The organism is Enterobacter sp. ODB01 (genome assembly GCF_001623605.1).
Lineage (GTDB): Bacteria > Pseudomonadota > Gammaproteobacteria > Enterobacterales > Enterobacteriaceae > Enterobacter > Enterobacter kobei.
Window position 1 is genome coordinate 3,121,853 of the sequence record NZ_CP015227.1, and the last position, 14,839, is coordinate 3,136,691.

Annotated in this window: 12 protein-coding genes; 8 read left to right on the forward strand and 4 right to left on the reverse strand. The window is 57.6% G+C overall.

Features of this window, described 5'->3' with window-relative positions:
- Positions 1 to 422 precede the first annotated feature (422 nt).
- Genes A4308_RS14900 through A4308_RS14910 form a run of 3 tightly spaced genes read left to right on the forward strand, consistent with a single transcriptional unit; the run spans position 423 to position 3,575 of the window.
- Positions 423 to 3,062 (forward strand): YdbH family protein, encoded by a 2,640-nt coding sequence (locus A4308_RS14900; protein ID WP_045282058.1) that lies wholly within the window; start codon positions 423 to 425, stop codon positions 3,060 to 3,062.
- Positions 3,059 to 3,250 (forward strand): YnbE family lipoprotein, encoded by a 192-nt coding sequence (locus tag A4308_RS14905; RefSeq protein WP_045282059.1) that lies wholly within the window; start codon positions 3,059 to 3,061, stop codon positions 3,248 to 3,250. The genes A4308_RS14900 and A4308_RS14905 overlap by 4 nt, the downstream gene beginning before the upstream one ends.
- A gap of 7 nt (positions 3,251 to 3,257) precedes the next feature.
- Entirely contained in the window at positions 3,258 to 3,575 is a 318-nt protein-coding gene (locus A4308_RS14910; RefSeq protein WP_023330315.1) for a YdbL family protein, read from the forward strand.
- Here the strand turns inward: A4308_RS14910 and feaR are convergent, their stop codons facing one another.
- Positions 3,576 to 4,484, reverse strand: coding sequence for a transcriptional regulator FeaR (gene feaR, locus A4308_RS14915; protein ID WP_045282060.1), 909 nt, complete (start codon positions 4,482 to 4,484; stop codon positions 3,576 to 3,578). It lies immediately after the preceding gene.
- A gap of 240 nt (positions 4,485 to 4,724) precedes the next feature.
- Here feaR and A4308_RS14920 point away from each other — a divergent pair, with 240 nt between their 5' ends.
- A complete protein-coding gene (locus tag A4308_RS14920; RefSeq protein ID WP_014883694.1) occupies positions 4,725 to 6,224 on the forward strand; it encodes an aldehyde dehydrogenase family protein in 1,500 nt (499 codons plus the stop codon).
- Positions 6,225 to 6,311: 87 nt separating this feature from the next.
- Here the strand turns inward: A4308_RS14920 and A4308_RS14925 are convergent, their stop codons facing one another.
- From A4308_RS14925 to paaZ, 3 genes are all read right to left on the reverse strand, one after another.
- A complete protein-coding gene (locus A4308_RS14925; RefSeq protein WP_045282061.1) occupies positions 6,312 to 7,418 on the reverse strand; it encodes a GGDEF domain-containing protein in 1,107 nt (368 codons plus the stop codon).
- Positions 7,419 to 7,536: 118 nt separating this feature from the next.
- On the reverse strand, positions 7,537 to 9,810 hold the full coding sequence (tynA, locus tag A4308_RS14930; RefSeq protein ID WP_045282062.1) for a primary-amine oxidase: 2,274 nt from the start codon (positions 9,808 to 9,810) through the stop codon (positions 7,537 to 7,539).
- A gap of 204 nt (positions 9,811 to 10,014) precedes the next feature.
- Positions 10,015 to 12,054: a phenylacetic acid degradation bifunctional protein PaaZ gene (paaZ, locus tag A4308_RS14935; RefSeq protein ID WP_014883697.1), complete on the reverse strand. Its 2,040-nt coding sequence runs from the start codon at positions 12,052 to 12,054 to the stop codon at positions 10,015 to 10,017.
- Between the two features lie 285 nt (positions 12,055 to 12,339).
- Here paaZ and paaA point away from each other — a divergent pair, with 285 nt between their 5' ends.
- Genes paaA through paaD form a run of 4 tightly spaced genes read left to right on the forward strand, consistent with a single transcriptional unit; the run spans position 12,340 to position 14,833 of the window.
- Positions 12,340 to 13,269 carry a 1,2-phenylacetyl-CoA epoxidase subunit PaaA gene (gene paaA, locus A4308_RS14940; RefSeq protein WP_014883698.1) on the forward strand — a complete coding sequence of 310 codons (930 nt, stop codon included), beginning with the start codon at positions 12,340 to 12,342 and terminating at the stop codon, positions 13,267 to 13,269.
- A gap of 12 nt (positions 13,270 to 13,281) precedes the next feature.
- Entirely contained in the window at positions 13,282 to 13,569 is a 288-nt protein-coding gene (paaB, locus tag A4308_RS14945; RefSeq protein ID WP_045282063.1) for a 1,2-phenylacetyl-CoA epoxidase subunit PaaB, read from the forward strand.
- Between the two features lie 8 nt (positions 13,570 to 13,577).
- Positions 13,578 to 14,324, forward strand: coding sequence for a 1,2-phenylacetyl-CoA epoxidase subunit PaaC (gene paaC, locus A4308_RS14950; RefSeq protein ID WP_045282064.1), 747 nt, complete (start codon positions 13,578 to 13,580; stop codon positions 14,322 to 14,324).
- Positions 14,325 to 14,335: 11 nt separating this feature from the next.
- Entirely contained in the window at positions 14,336 to 14,833 is a 498-nt protein-coding gene (gene paaD, locus A4308_RS14955) for a 1,2-phenylacetyl-CoA epoxidase subunit PaaD (RefSeq protein ID WP_032636692.1), read from the forward strand.
- Positions 14,834 to 14,839 lie beyond the last annotated feature (6 nt).

Consider the following 14,839-nt stretch of genomic DNA (forward strand, 5'->3'; position numbering starts at 1 on the left):
CCCGCCAATGTTGCCTGCCTTGTACTATTTCATTATATCTATTGCGTTTTTATTGTTGCTGTACAGAGGTAAACTCAAAGTTGAAAGAGCTAGAAAATATCCTCTTTTCATTGCTTACACCTTGTTTGTGTTAGCCAGTGCTGCCATACAACTCAACGTGTTCGCCAATGGCCAGGACTTTGTGAGCGGTTTTCTGCATATCAACTTTGACCCATGGCGGTATGACTCCGTGTATTGGGGGTCATTAATATTTGCCATGCTTTACCTCCTGGCGATACCTCGTAACAGGTACTAGCTTCGCAACTTAACGCTACAGCTTCTATCCTTAAACTTGCCTTTGGCTTCAATTGACCCGCTAAACATGCGACAATGTTCAGCATCGTCGGCTTAATTCTTTCGCTAAATCAGGATATTAACTGCCCATGAAGGGTAAATACAAAGCCGCACTTGCGCTTTTACTGCTGTTCATTTTATTGCCGCTGACGCTGCTGATGACGCTCGCTCAGTGGGTACCGACGCTTGCCGGAATCTGGCTTCCCGTCGGGACGCGTATCGCTTTCGAAGAGAGTCCTAAACTGACTCGTCATGCGCTGGTGATCCCCGATCTCCGCTATCTGGTTGAAGAGTGCGAAATTGCTCGCATTGAAAACGTGACGCTGTCACATCCGAGCCGCTGGCAGCTGGATATCGGCGCGCTGGATCTTAACGCCGTCTGCCTCAGCAAAATTCCCCAATCCGCGCCGTCGACCGTTGCCCCCAAAACGCTGGCGCAGTGGCAGGCGGTATTACCGAATACCTGGCTGACCATTCACCGTCTCACCCTCTCGCCCTGGCAGCAGTGGCAGGGTGAGCTGAAGGCCTCGCTGACCCCGTCCAGCCAGGAGATAGCCTATAAAGGCGAGCGGGTGAGCATTCAAGGAACGCTTCGCGGCCAGACGCTTTCGGTCAGCCAGTTCGATGTTCAGCTACCCGATCAGCCGCAGCCCATCAAACTGGTGGGGGAGTTCACTCTGCCGCTGGTGCCGGATGGCGTGCCGGTAAAAGGCCACGCGGTGGCGACCTTTAACGTGCCACAACTGACGTCTCTCGTCGATGCCGATCTGGACTGGGAAGACAACCGTGGACAACTGGTGGTGATGGCGCGAGACAACCCTGATCCACTGCTCGATCTGCCGTGGCAAGTTACGGCGGAACAGCTGAACATCAGCGACGGGCGCTGGAACTGGGATCTGTCCGGTATGCCGCTGAGCGGACGCGTTTCGCTTCGCGCCGATAACTGGCAGCAGGGGCTTGAGAAAGCCACCCTGACCGGGCGTTTGAACGTGCTTACCCATGGTGATGCGGGGAAAGGCAACGCGGTACTCAATATTGGGCCCGGCAGGCTCAGTATGGAAAACAGCGACATGCCGCTGCATCTGAGCGGTGAGGCGAAGCAAAACGACCTCATTCTTTATGCCAAATTGCCGGCAACACTGACCGGCAGCGTATATGAACCGCAACTCGCTTTTGAACCGGGCGCACTGCTTCGCTCGCGCGGGCGCATCATTGACTCGCTTGATATCGATGAAATCCGCTGGCCGCTGGCAGGTGTGAAGCTGACGCAGAAGGGCGTGGACGGGCGTTTACAGGCTATCCTGCGTGCCCATGAAAACGAGATGGGCGATTTTGAACTGCATCTGGACGGGCAGGCGAACGACTTTTTACCCGACAGCGGTCTCTGGCAGTGGCGCTACTGGGGAAAAGGGAGTTTTACGCCGATGCATGCCCGCTGGGATGTCGCCGGGAAAGGCGAGTGGCGTGACAAACTCATTGAGCTCACGGCGCTCTCCACCGGTTTTGACAAGCTCCAGTATGGAACCATGGAGGTCAGCACGCCGCGTCTGGTGCTGGATCAACCCGTGCGCTGGTTCCGTGACGCCGAAAAGCCGACGTTCAGCGGCGCGCTGGCGCTCAATGCCGGGCAAACCCGTTTCTCCGGTGGCAGCACGCTGCCACCGTCGGTGCTGACCTTTAGCGTCGACGGCACCGATCCGACGGTGTTCCAGTTTAAGGGCGACCTCCATGCAGAGAAAATCGGCCCGGTACAGGTGAATGGTCGCTGGGATGGTGAACGCCTTCGCGGGCAGGCCTGGTGGCCGAAACAGTCGCTCACCGTGTTCCAGCCTCTGATCCCTCCGGACTGGAAAATGACGCTGCGTGACGGGGTACTCTATGTGCAGGTGGCTTTCTCGGCGGCAGCCGATCAGGGCTTTGAGGCGGGGGGGCACGGCGTGCTGAAAGCCGGTAGCGCCTGGATGCCGGATAACCAGATCAACGGTGTCGATTTTGTGCTGCCGTTCCGCTTCAGCAAGGGGACCTGGTCCCTGGGCACGCGCTGCCCGGTTACGTTGCGTATTGGCGAAGTGGAAAACCTGGTGACCGCGCGCAATATTACCGCCGATCTACAGGGCGATTATCCCTGGACGGAGGACAATCCGCTGCTGCTTACCAACGTGAAAGTGGAAACCCTCGGCGGGAAGATTACGATGCAGCAGTTGCGGATGCCGCAGCACGATCCGGCGCTGCTTCGCGTGGACAATATCTCGTCAAGTGAACTGATCGGCGCCGTCAATCCGAAACAGTTTGCCATGTCAGGCCCGGTAAGCGGGGCGCTGCCACTCTGGCTGGACAATGAAAAATGGATCATTAAAGATGGCTGGCTGACCAACCCTGGCCCAATGACGCTGCGTATCGATAAAGATACGGCGGATGCCATCGTGAAAGATAATATGGTTGCGGGTGCCGCGATCAACTGGCTCCGCTATATGGAAATTTCTCGTTCGTGGACAAGAATCAATTTAGATAACCTGGGTGAATTAACCATGCAGGCGACCATCAAGGGAACCAGCCGTGTGGATGGTAAAAGCAGCTCCGTCAACCTGAACTATACCCATGACGAGAATGTCTTTACCCTCTGGCGCAGCCTGCGTTTTGGCGACAACCTGCAAACCTGGTTTGAGCAACACGCGGCGATACCCGGTCTCCGCAGTTCGACTGGCAAGGAAAGTGAGGAACAACAATGAAAAAGATGGCTGGTGTACTCACCGTTGCCGTTGCTGCGCTACTGACCGGCTGTACGCCGCGTATTGAAGTCGCTGCGCCGAAAGAGCCGATTACCATCAATATGAATGTCAAAATCGAACACGAGATCCACATTAAGGTCGATAAAGACGTTGAAACCCTGCTGAAAACGCGCAGCGATCTGTTCTGAGGATGCCATGAAACGTTTAGCTCTGATTCTACTGGCTCTGGGGATGAATGCGCAGGCGGCTGCGCTGACCTTAAATGATGCCCGGGCGCAGGGGCGCGTGGGGGAAACACTCAGCGGGTATATTGCCCCGATCCAACAGGATGCAGAAACGCTGGCGCTGGTAAACCGTATTAACGCGGCGCGCACCGAGAGCTATCAGAAGCTGGCCGACAGCAATAATTTACCGGTCGATGAAGTGGCGAAAATGGCGGGGCAAAAACTGGTTGCTCGCGCGCAGCCGGGCGAATACGTGAAGGGAATTAACGGTAAATGGCTGAAAAAATAGCTAGCGGTGGCGCTTGCGGTATTCGCCGGGCGAGACGCCAAAACGCTGCTTAAAGGCCGTTGAAAAATGGCTATGGTCGGTGAACCCCCAGCTGTAGCCAATTCCCGCCAGCTTTTCATCATCCCCGGCAGAGCGCAGCACCTGCGCACAGAGATCCAGCCGACGGTTTTTAATGTACTGCGCGACCACCAGCCCCTTCTCGGCAAACATGCGGTAGAGGCTGCGCACGGACATCCCGCTCTCGGCGGCAATCCACTTCGGGCGCAGAGAGTCAGACTGAATATGATCGTCAATCAGCGCCACGACATGCTGGAACTGGCGTTCCTTGCGCGGCTGAATCACGTCGCGTTGCTGAAACGCGGGGCGCAGCAGGCAGATCATGGCTTCGAGCGCGGCTTCGCTCTCCCGGTCACTCAGGTCGGCGTTGTTCATGCTTTCCATCAGCAGGCGATGGCTCAGCTGTACCGTTGGCAGCGAGCGAGAGAGGGCGAGCGCGCAGCTAATCTCATGGAAACGACACTGTTGCTCAATAATCTGGCGGGGTACCAGCAGCGAAATCTGGCGGGATTTTTCCTGCCAGTTGATTGAGCAGGGCCGGGAGGCGTCAAGCAGCGTGATATCGCCTGTTCGGAGCACAGCGCGACGGTCATCCTGTTCAATTTCCGCACTGCCCTCAAGCTGGAAGACGGTATAGAACCAGGCATCATTACTCTGTTTGATCTCCTGACGGGAGCGGAACAGATTTACGCCGCCGGCGGTGACGGTGCTGAGCTTCAGGCTGCGCGCATAGCTGGTCTCCAGTTCGCCGACGAATTTTCCCCCGGTGGGCTGTGCATTAAAACGCCCGCACACCTGGTTAATCTGCGCCAGCCACTGCTGATACTGTTCCTGCTCGCTTGCACACGCCATCGTTTCTCTCACTGCACCGTCAATGTTTTCGCATTGTTGCATTTATGTTGCGTTTTGTCAGGGCTCTAGGCTGACTATAGGAAAGAACACTCATCGGGAACAGCGATATAAGGTGGAATTATCACGATTTGCGGCACCTGTCACAGGTGGCAAAGCGAATGTCACAGAGACAAAAGCGAGAATGCGAAACCCCTCTTAGACTGGATGAACACCCTGCGAATAATAACGAAGGAGTATCCTATGTCCGAATCCCAGGTGGCTATTCAGCCTGCCGTGCAGCAATTTTTAGACCGACATCATGGCCTGTGGATTGAAGGGCGTCAGGCCGCGTCGGACAGCGAAAAGCGGCTCAACGTCTATAACCCGGCCACGGGCGAGGTGATTGCCTCGACGGCCGATGCCAGCGTCGATGACGTTGACCGTGCCGTCATGTCCGGCTGGCGTGCTTTTGTTGCCCGCAGCTGGGCCGGAAAATTACCGGCGGAGCGCGAGCGGATCCTGCTCCGTTTCGCCGATCTGGTTGAACAGCACAGCGAGGAGTTGGCCCAGCTTGAAACGCTGGAGCAGGGGAAATCGATTAACATTTCCCGTCTCTTTGAAGTGGGTTGTACCCTGAACTGGATGCGCTATACCGCCGGGCTGACCACCAAAATCGCAGGCAAAACCCTCGACCTTTCTATTCCCCTGCCACAGGGGGCGCGTTATCAGGCATGGACACGTAAAGAGCCGGTTGGCGTGGTGGCCGGGATTGTGCCCTGGAACTTCCCGCTGATGATTGGGATGTGGAAAGTGATGCCTGCGCTGGCGGCGGGGTGCTCGATTGTCATCAAGCCATCAGAAACCACGCCGCTGACCATGCTGCGCGTGGCGGAACTGGCCAGTGAAGCGGGCATTCCGGACGGGGTATTCAACGTGGTGACCGGGAGCGGCGCGGTGTGCGGCGCAGCGCTGACCTCGCATCCGCATATTGCAAAGGTGAGCTTTACCGGCTCAACGGCGACGGGCAAGCAAATTGCCCGCGCGGCGGCAGATACCCTGACAGGCGTGACCCTGGAACTGGGGGGCAAAAACCCGGCTATCGTACTCAAAGATGCGGACCCGGCGTGGGTGATCGAAGGCCTGATGACCGGGAGCTTCCTGAACCAGGGGCAGGTGTGTGCGGCGAGTTCCCGTATCTACATTGAAGCGCCGCTGTTTGACACGCTGGTCAGCGGCTTCGAACAGGCGGTGAAATCCCTGAGCGTCGGGCCGGGTATGTCCCCGGAAGCATTTATCAACCCGCTGGTGTCGCGTGCGCATTGTGACAAGGTGCAGACTTTCCTCGATGAAGCGCAATCTCGCCACGCAGAGCTGATTGTCGGTAACCGTGGCCCGGAAGGGAAAGGCTATTACGTTTCGCCGACGCTGGTGGTCAACCCGGATGCCGCGCTGCGCTTAACCCGCGAAGAGGTGTTTGGCCCGGTGGTCAATCTGGTGCGCGTTGCCGATGGTGAAGAGGCGCTTCAGCTGGCAAACGACACCGAATATGGCCTGACCGCCAGCGTCTGGACGCAGAATATCAGCAAGGCGCTGGAGTACACCGACAGGCTGCAGGCGGGCACCGTCTGGGTAAACAGCCATACGCTGATCGACGCCAACCTGCCGTTCGGCGGCATGAAGCAGTCCGGCACCGGTCGCGACTTTGGCCCGGACTGGCTGGACGGATGGTGTGAGACGAAGTCGGTTTGCGTGCGGTATTAAGAAACAAGCCGGGTGGCGGCTACGCCTTACCCGGCCTACTTTCTCTGGTTTTGTAGGCCGGGTAAGCGCAGCGCCACCCGGCATTATTCAAAGCGACCACCGATCCCGCCCGGCCTCTTTCGCCCGATAAAGCGCCGCATCGGCGCGGGCGATTATTTCGGTGCCGGCTAACCCCTCCGTCATGCCGGCAATCCCCATGCTCACGGTCACATGGTCGCTAACCGTCGAGGCGCCATGCGGTATGGCCTCGGTGCGCAGCCCGTCCTGAATACGCATGGCAACCTTTTCTGCGATGTTTAGCGGGCAATTGAAAAGGATCACCACAAACTCCTCGCCGCCGTAACGTGATACGACGTCGTCCGGCGTTCGTACCGACTGCTTCAGCACCCGCGCCACGCGCGTCAGGCAGTCATCACCCGCCTGATGGCCGTAGGTGTCGTTGTAGCGTTTGAAATAGTCGATATCCAGCATAATCAGCGAGAAAGGTTTCTTCTGCTCAACCGCGTTTTCCAGCACCACCTCCATTCTCCGGCGGTTGGCGGTTTTGGTTAGAGGATCCTGATGCGCCAGCGCATCCAGCCGTGAGATCAGCAGTTGATTTTGCTGATTACGACGCCAGGCTTCATCAAACCAGCTCAACAGGATAAAACGCCCGCAGATCAGGATCAGGGTAAACACGCTCCAGATGATGACAAAGTGAAGGTTGAGGCCATCGTTGAGTATCCAGCTTGCGACCGGCAGGGTGATCCAGAGCGGAAGCACAAAGGCGAGTAATCCCTCAGGGTAAAAGTAGAGCGCCGTTAACCCTGCGAGTAACAAAATCACGCACAGCGGCCAGACGTGGGGCAGCAGCAAATAGGTAATAAACAAAAAACAGGATATCGACCAGATGGCGCTACAGATAAAGAGCACCACGCTGATACCCGCAATACGCCGCCAGGCCATCAGGATCAACGCGGCAGAGAGGATAATAATGCCGAGCATCGAGGCATCGACCAGGGTCGTCAGTTGCGGTATATGAGGATAAAGCGGATCGCTGGCCTTAAGCAGGACGTGTCGCAGCAGGATCATCACGGCGAAGCTGACGTTGACGAACGCCAGCCAGGGCAGGTTCATCGCCAGCCCATGCATGACCATCGCGTGGCGCGTCGGCCAGGTAGCGCGTTCCAGTGTCGGTTTTTTTCTTTTTTCCATAAAGCCCTTTCCCGTCCGGGGGATAAATCATGCAGGTGAGATATCTGTAACTATAAGCAAGCATGGACGATCCTCAAACGGCAGGGCAAAAAAAACCGGGCGATTGCCCGGCGGTGGGTTATTTTTCGTCTTTTTTCTTTCCGAGCGTTGGCGTCTCGTCGAAGAAGTTCCACGGTTTAAGCAGGGCATGCACCCATTCCGTTGGCATGATCGGCCACTCTTCCGCGCGGGCGACGTGGGTCGTGCCGGTGGTCATCCAGACCACGTCATCCTGATCGTTAAGCGACTCGTTATCTTTGCTGTACTGTCCCAGTCCCGTGTCGTGGATGGAGCGGTTAGGGAATTTACCCTCCGGATAGCGTTCATCCGGGTGGTAACGGGTCACCCACAGCTGTTTATCCATAAAGCTCAGGCGATGGTAGATCCACTCATCCGGGGCAAATTTCGCGCCGGTTGCCACCGGGTGGGTGCCGCCCGCGTAGGGGATAATCTGATACGAGACCGGGTTGCCCATGCGGTTCTCTTTACGGGTGTTGCTCAGCAGGCGAATGGTGCCCGGGTCAAATTTCTGTGCCGCCTGCTGTTCGGTATCAATGTCGTACTGATTGACCTGCATGGTACTGGTGCGCGGGCCACCGGCGGTATTGGGTTTCACTTCCGGATCCATCGCCACCAGCTTGTTGTTAATACCATCGACATCCATATCAAGACGGAAGTTATAGATGTGCTGGTGCGTGGTGCCCACAATGTTGTGGTCAATCAACGTGCCGTAACGGGTATCGTCTTTGGCGGTGGCGTCATGCATGGTTTTGGCCTGAACGCCTTTCACGGCTTCGATACCCGTCGCGCCAGCATCAATGCCGAGGGTGCCGTTCTCATGGAATACCCAGTCGAAGATGTAATCGTAGTTACCGACGGTACTCACCCAGCGCACCACCAGTTCACGACGCTCGGCGCTGACGTTTGGCTGACCCATCTCCTGATGCTTGTATTCCGGCCCCGCATAGCGTTCGAAAATGGCGATTGCGCGCGGGATCTCCATCGGCGCGCCGGTATAGTCCGGGATGGTTTCATTGAGCATCACGGCGTTGGACGGCACGTCTTTACCCCGCACCAGCGGCGAGGTCAGGGTGCCCATGCCGTAGTCGCCGGAGTCGAGATAGGCTTTAAAGTACCAGCCCACGTCCGGATCGCCGTAAGGGACAATCATGCCGCCGAGCGACCCTTGATACATCACCTGACGTTTCTTGCCGTTGTCGTTATACGTGACGGTTGAGATCATCGGGCCCACGCGCGAGTCCAGGCTCAGGTGGAAATCCCAGTTCTGCCAGTGCACTCTGTCGCCGGTTATGGTGTAGTTCTTGCCTTCCGGTTCAATAATGTCGAGCGGTTTTTTCGGTGTCTCTATGCGGTCGCGGCCATCATAGGGACGTGGGGTCAGAGGAACCGGGATAACGGCGCCTTCTTCAATCTTCTGGATCTTCTTCTGCTCAAGGTCGACCACCGCCACCAGGTTTTCAATCGGATGTGCCCAGTAGTTGCCGTCTCCGACATCCAGATAGCTCACCACTTTCAGCAAACGGTCTTCCTGCTTAAGGCCATCTTTACCGTCGAAATAGCCGACGGTCAGCGGCGTGGTAATCACTTTTTTCGGGTCGCTTATGCCGTGCTTTTTAAGCACCTCAGCAAATTCAGTACTGTCGTTAATGATCTGCTGAACCGCGGTGAAATCATCCAACAGCACCATGCCGTGCGCGTCTTTGACCGGTTCCCAGCGCAGAATTTTTTTATCCTTCAGATCCACCAGGCTCTCGATGACATGCTTTCCGTCAAGCATGACGATCTTCGCCTGGCGAGGGGTATCCACTGCCGTGCCGTTGAGCACATAGTCCCACACTTTGGCTTTCTCTGGCTCCGCAAGGGCGATCTGGGTAAAGCGGGTATTCGGTTTAAAATCCGCAGAGGCTTTAACAATCTCTACGGCTTGCTTAATTTCGTCTGCCGTGAGCGCATTTAACGGGTGAGGACTTTTTTCAACCTGGAAGGTCTGATCGAGACCGGACTGGAAAATATCGTTGATGAACGTCTCTGAGATAAAGGCCTTGTTGCCTTTCATCACCACCGGTACCTCAAGCGTGAGGGTTTTACCGTTGACGATAGCGGTTTTTGCGCCCGGTTTGACCTTCACAAAGGCGCCGTCTTTCGCAATGGTGAACATCTGTGCGTAATCGTCCCACTGCACGTCTGCGCCGAAGTCCTGCAGCGTTTTGTCCATCGGGACCATATGCGCCTCGCTGCCGTGGGCGAAAACAGGGGATTGCCAGGCGCAACACAGCGCAACGGCCATGGCCAGTGCCGTTCTACGGGCAGAAAAAGAAGAATTGCTTCCCATCGTAGACCTCATCTTGTTGTGTTTATTGTGTTGTGTCAGCCTTATCCTGACAGACGCCTGAGAAAAGCGTTTGCCTGCATCTGCCAGGTTATTTGTTGCACTTGCCAGGTTAAAAAAAGAGCGGGACGGTGTCACACCCGGCAGGTCGTCGTAGGCCGGGTAAGCATCGCGCCACCCGGCAGGGAAGGCGGTGAAGGTAAGGTGTTAGAATTCACCCCGCTGGCGCGCCACCAGCGTCAGGATGGAGTAGAGCGCTACGGCCTGCTGGTGCTGGTTGAAAATCTCAACCGCCCACTCCACCACGCCCGTCGGTTTTTCTTCCGCGGTGCGCTGCTTCTTCAGCGTTTTGCGTTTGCAGGTGAGGCGCACCTGAATGGTGTCGCCCGGTTTGACCGGCTCGATAAAGCGCAGGTTTTCCATACCGTAATTGGCAATCACCGGTCCGACCCCCGCATCGACGAACAGTCCCGCTGCGGCGGAGATCAGGAAGTAACCGTGAACCACCCGTTCGCCAAAGATCGACTCTGCCGCACCAATCTTGTCCATATGGGCGTAGAAGTGATCCCCGCTCAGACAGGCAAAGTTCACAATATCCGCTTCCGTCAGGGTGCGACGCGGCGTCAGCAGGCTGTCGCCCGGCTGCAGTTCCTCAAAGTATTTGCGGAACGGATGCACGCGATCTTCCTGCACGGTTGCGCCGCGCACCCACTGCTTGCCAATGGCCGCCAGCATGGTCGGACTGCCCTGAATCGCGGTGCGCTGCAGGTAGTGCTTCACCGCGCGCAGACCGCCCAGCTCCTCACCGCCGCCCGCGCGACCGGGCCCGCCGTGCACCAGCTGCGGCAGCGGGGAGCCGTGGCCGGTGGACTCTTTGGATGATTCCTCGTTGAGGATCTGAATACGCCCGTGGGCACGTGCCGCACCGGCAATGAACTGGCGGGCAAGGGCTAAATCAGCGGTAACCAGCGTTCCTGCGAGGCTGCCGCCGCCCGCGCGGGCAAGCGCCATCGCGTGCTCTGTATGGCGATACGGCATCAGCGTCGCGACCGGGCCGAAAGCTTCAGTTGAGTGCACCGCAGGGGTTTCGTCCGGCTGCGGACAGAACAACAGGGTCGGTGGGAAGAACGCGCCCGCGGCCTGTAAATCCGCTTTGCCACCCAGACGGATCTGGCATCCCGCCGTAACCAACAGGTCCACTTTCTCCTGCACGTCGGCGCGCTGTTCGGCATTCACCAGCGCGCCCATCTTCACCCCGTCCTGCGCCGGATCACCCACCACCACTTTTTCCAGCCGGGCAATCAGCGCCTGGCTGACGGCATCAATCTGATTCTGGGGGACGATGATACGGCGGATAGCGGTACATTTTTGTCCGGCTTTGGCGGTCATCTCGCGAACGACTTCCCGGATAAACAGGGCAAACTCCGGCTGCTCCGCCGTGACGTCTTCACCCAGCACGCAGCAGTTCAGGGAGTCGGCCTCCATGGTGAACGGTATCGCGTTCGCCACAATATTCGGGTGAACGCGCAGGCTTTGCCCGGTACTGGCGGAGCCAGTAAAAGTCACCACGTCCTGGCTGTCGAGATGGTCAAGCAGGTCTCCCGCGCTGCCGCAAATCAGGCTAATGGCGCCGTCCGGCACCAGTCCGCTGTCCACGATAGATTTCACCATCGCCTGTGTCACCTGCGCGGTGGCGGTGGCCGGTTTAATGATGGCGGGCATCCCGGCAAGCCAGGTCGGCGCCAGCTTTTCCAGCATCCCCCAGCAGGGGAAGTTAAAGGCGTTGATATGTACCGCCACGCCGGATTTCGAGGTCAGAACGTGGCGAGCGGCAAAACCGCCTTCTTTTGACAGCGGGATCAACTCATCTTCCGGCCACAGCGTGTCATCCGGCAGCTCCCGGCTGCCCAGGCTTGCGTAAGTAAAGAGGGTGCCGATCCCGCCTTCAATATCCACCCAGCTGTCCGCTTTCGTCGCCCCGGTCTGGGCGGAGAGGGCATAGAACGTCTCTTTTTCGCTAAGCAGGTGTTTCGCTACCGCTTTCAGCATGGCTGCACGTTCAATAAAGGTCATCTTATGAAGCGCTTCGCCACCGCGCTCAATCGCATAGCGACGAGCGGCCGCCATATCCAGCCCTTCGCTGGTGACTTCCCACAATGCTTCGCCGCTGATGGCGTGATGAATGGCGCGTTCACGGCCCCGGCCAGACTGCCAGGTACCGGACAAGAAGCTGGCTAACTGCTGCATCGCTTATCTCCAAGTGTTACGTAATTTCACCATTAATAGTTTAATTATGAATCATAAAAAGCAAGCTGAGATTTTAATGAATTGTTAATGCTGTGATCTGGCTTGATGAATTGCAGCCCGTCAGAGCGCTTTCTGCAAGGGCGAAAGCAAAAGCCTTGCGAGCACCATCACAAAACAAGGAAACAATTCTTGGGGTTATATTTAACCTTTGTGTAACTTTTAAAAAACAAAGTGATTCATCATTTCGCTTTAATTTGCAAACTAACGAATCATAAAGGTGATGACGTGACGCAAGAACAACGGTTTGAGCAGCGCATAGCGCAGGAGACGGCGATTGAGCCTCAGGACTGGATGCCTGACGCCTACCGTAAAACGTTGATCCGCCAGATTGGTCAGCATGCGCATTCCGAAATCGTCGGCATGCTGCCGGAAGGTAACTGGATCACCCGCGCACCCACGCTGCGCCGAAAAGCGATTCTGCTGGCGAAAGTACAGGATGAAGCCGGACACGGACTTTACCTCTACAGCGCGGCAGAAACGCTGGGCTGCGCACGGGAAGACATCTACCAGAAGATGCTCGACGGCAAGATGAAGTACTCCTCCATTTTTAACTATCCCACCCTGAGCTGGGCCGACATCGGTGTCATCGGCTGGCTGGTGGACGGGGCTGCCATCGTCAATCAGGTGGCGCTGTGCCGCACCTCTTACGGTCCGTATGCCCGGGCGATGGTGAAAATCTGCAAAGAAGAGAGCTTCCACCAGCGTCAGGGCTTTGAAGCCTGCATGGCGCTGGCCCAGGGAAGTGAGGCGCAGCGCCAGATGCTGCAGGACGCCATCAATCGCTTCTGGTGGCCTGCGCTGATGATGTTCGGGCCGAACGACGATAACTCGCCAAACAGCGCCCGCAGCCTGGCCTGGAAAATCAAACGCTTCGGAAACGACGAGCTGCGTCAGCGTTTTGTCGACAACACGGTGCCGCAGGTGGCGATGCTGGGCATGACGGTGCCGGATCCTGACCTGCGTTTTGATGAAGAGAGCGGTCACTACCGCTTCGGCGAAATCGACTGGCAGGAATTTGAAGAGGTGATTAACGGGCGCGGCATCTGCAACCACGAACGGCTGGCCGCGAAACGTAAAGCCTGGGAAGACGGGGCGTGGGTACGTGAAGCCGCCCTGGCCCACGCAGAAAAACAACGCGCCCGTCAGGCCGCATAAGAGGAAATAATCATGAGCAATGTCTACTGGCCGCTGTACGAAGTGTTCGTACGCAGCAAACAAGGGTTGTCCCACCGTCACGTGGGCAGCCTGCATGCCGCCGACGATCGCATGGCGCTGGAAAATGCGCGCGATGCTTACACCCGTCGCAGTGAAGGATGTTCTATCTGGGTGGTGAAGGCGAGCGAAATTATTGCCTCCCAGCCGGATGAGAGCGGCGAATTTTTCGATCCGGCGGAAAGCAAGGTTTACCGCCATCCGACGTTCTACACCATCCCCGATGGCATCGAGCACATGTGAGGCGAAGGATGAAAACAGTCACAGCCTATGCCCTGCGTCTGGGCGACAACGGTCTGGTGCTCTCCCAGCGTCTGGGTGCCTGGTGCGGTCACGCGCCGGAGCTGGAGATCGATCTCGCGCTGGCCAATATCGGTCTTGATCTGCTGGGCCAGGCACGCAATTTCCTGGCCTACGCCGCTGAATGTGAAGGTGAGGGCGACGAAGATACCCTGGCGTTTGGGCGCGACGAGCGCCAGTTCCGCAATGTCCTGCTGGTGGAGCAACCCAACGGCAATTTCGCCGACACGATTGCCCGTCAGTACCTGATGGATGCCTGGAACGTGGCGCTGTATGAGCGCCTGACCCGCAGCACTGACGGCCAGCTTGCCGCCATCGCCGCCAAAGCGATCAAAGAGGCGCGCTACCACCTGCGTTTTAGCCGCGGCTGGCTGGTACGCCTGGGCGACGGGACCGAAACGTCCGCACAAAAAATGCAGCAGGCCATCGATAACCTGTGGCGCTTTACGGCAGAGCTGTTTGACGCCGATGACGTTGAGCTGGCGCTGATACATTCCGGCGTGGCGGTGGACCCACGCACCCTGCGCCAGCCGTGGGAAAGCGAAGTGTATGCCGGTCTTAAAGAAGCCAGCCTGAGCGTACCCGACGAGGTGGCGTACCGCAGCGGGGGTAAGAAGGGGCTGCATACCGAACATCTGGGGCCGATGCTGGCAGAAATGCAGTATCTCCAGCGCGCGTATCCCGGTCAGCAGTGGTAAAGGAGAAGGCTATGCAACGTCTCGTCGACATCGCACCGGCGCAAATCCCGCAGATCTGGTCGCTGTTAAGCCAGATCCCGGACCCGGAAGTGCCGGTATTAACCATCACCGATTTAGGCATGGTGCGCAGCGTGAAGGCACAGGGGGAAGGCTGGGTGATTGGCTTCACGCCAACCTATTCGGGCTGCCCGGCAACGGAACACCTGCTGGGGGCGATCCGCGACGTGATGACCGCGCATGGCTTTACCCCGGTGCACATTGTGCTCCAGCTTGACCCTGCCTGGACCACCGACTGGATGACCGCCGACGCGCGCGAACGCCTGCGGGCTTACGGCATCAGCCCGCCCGTGGGGCATAGCTGCCACGCGCACGCCCCGGCGGAGGTGAGCTGCCCGCGCTGCGCCAGCACCGACACCGCGCTAATCAGTGAATTTGGTTCGACGGCCTGCAAAGCGCTTTACCGCTGCAACACCTGCCGCGAACCCTTCGACTATTTCAAATGCATTTGAGGCTGC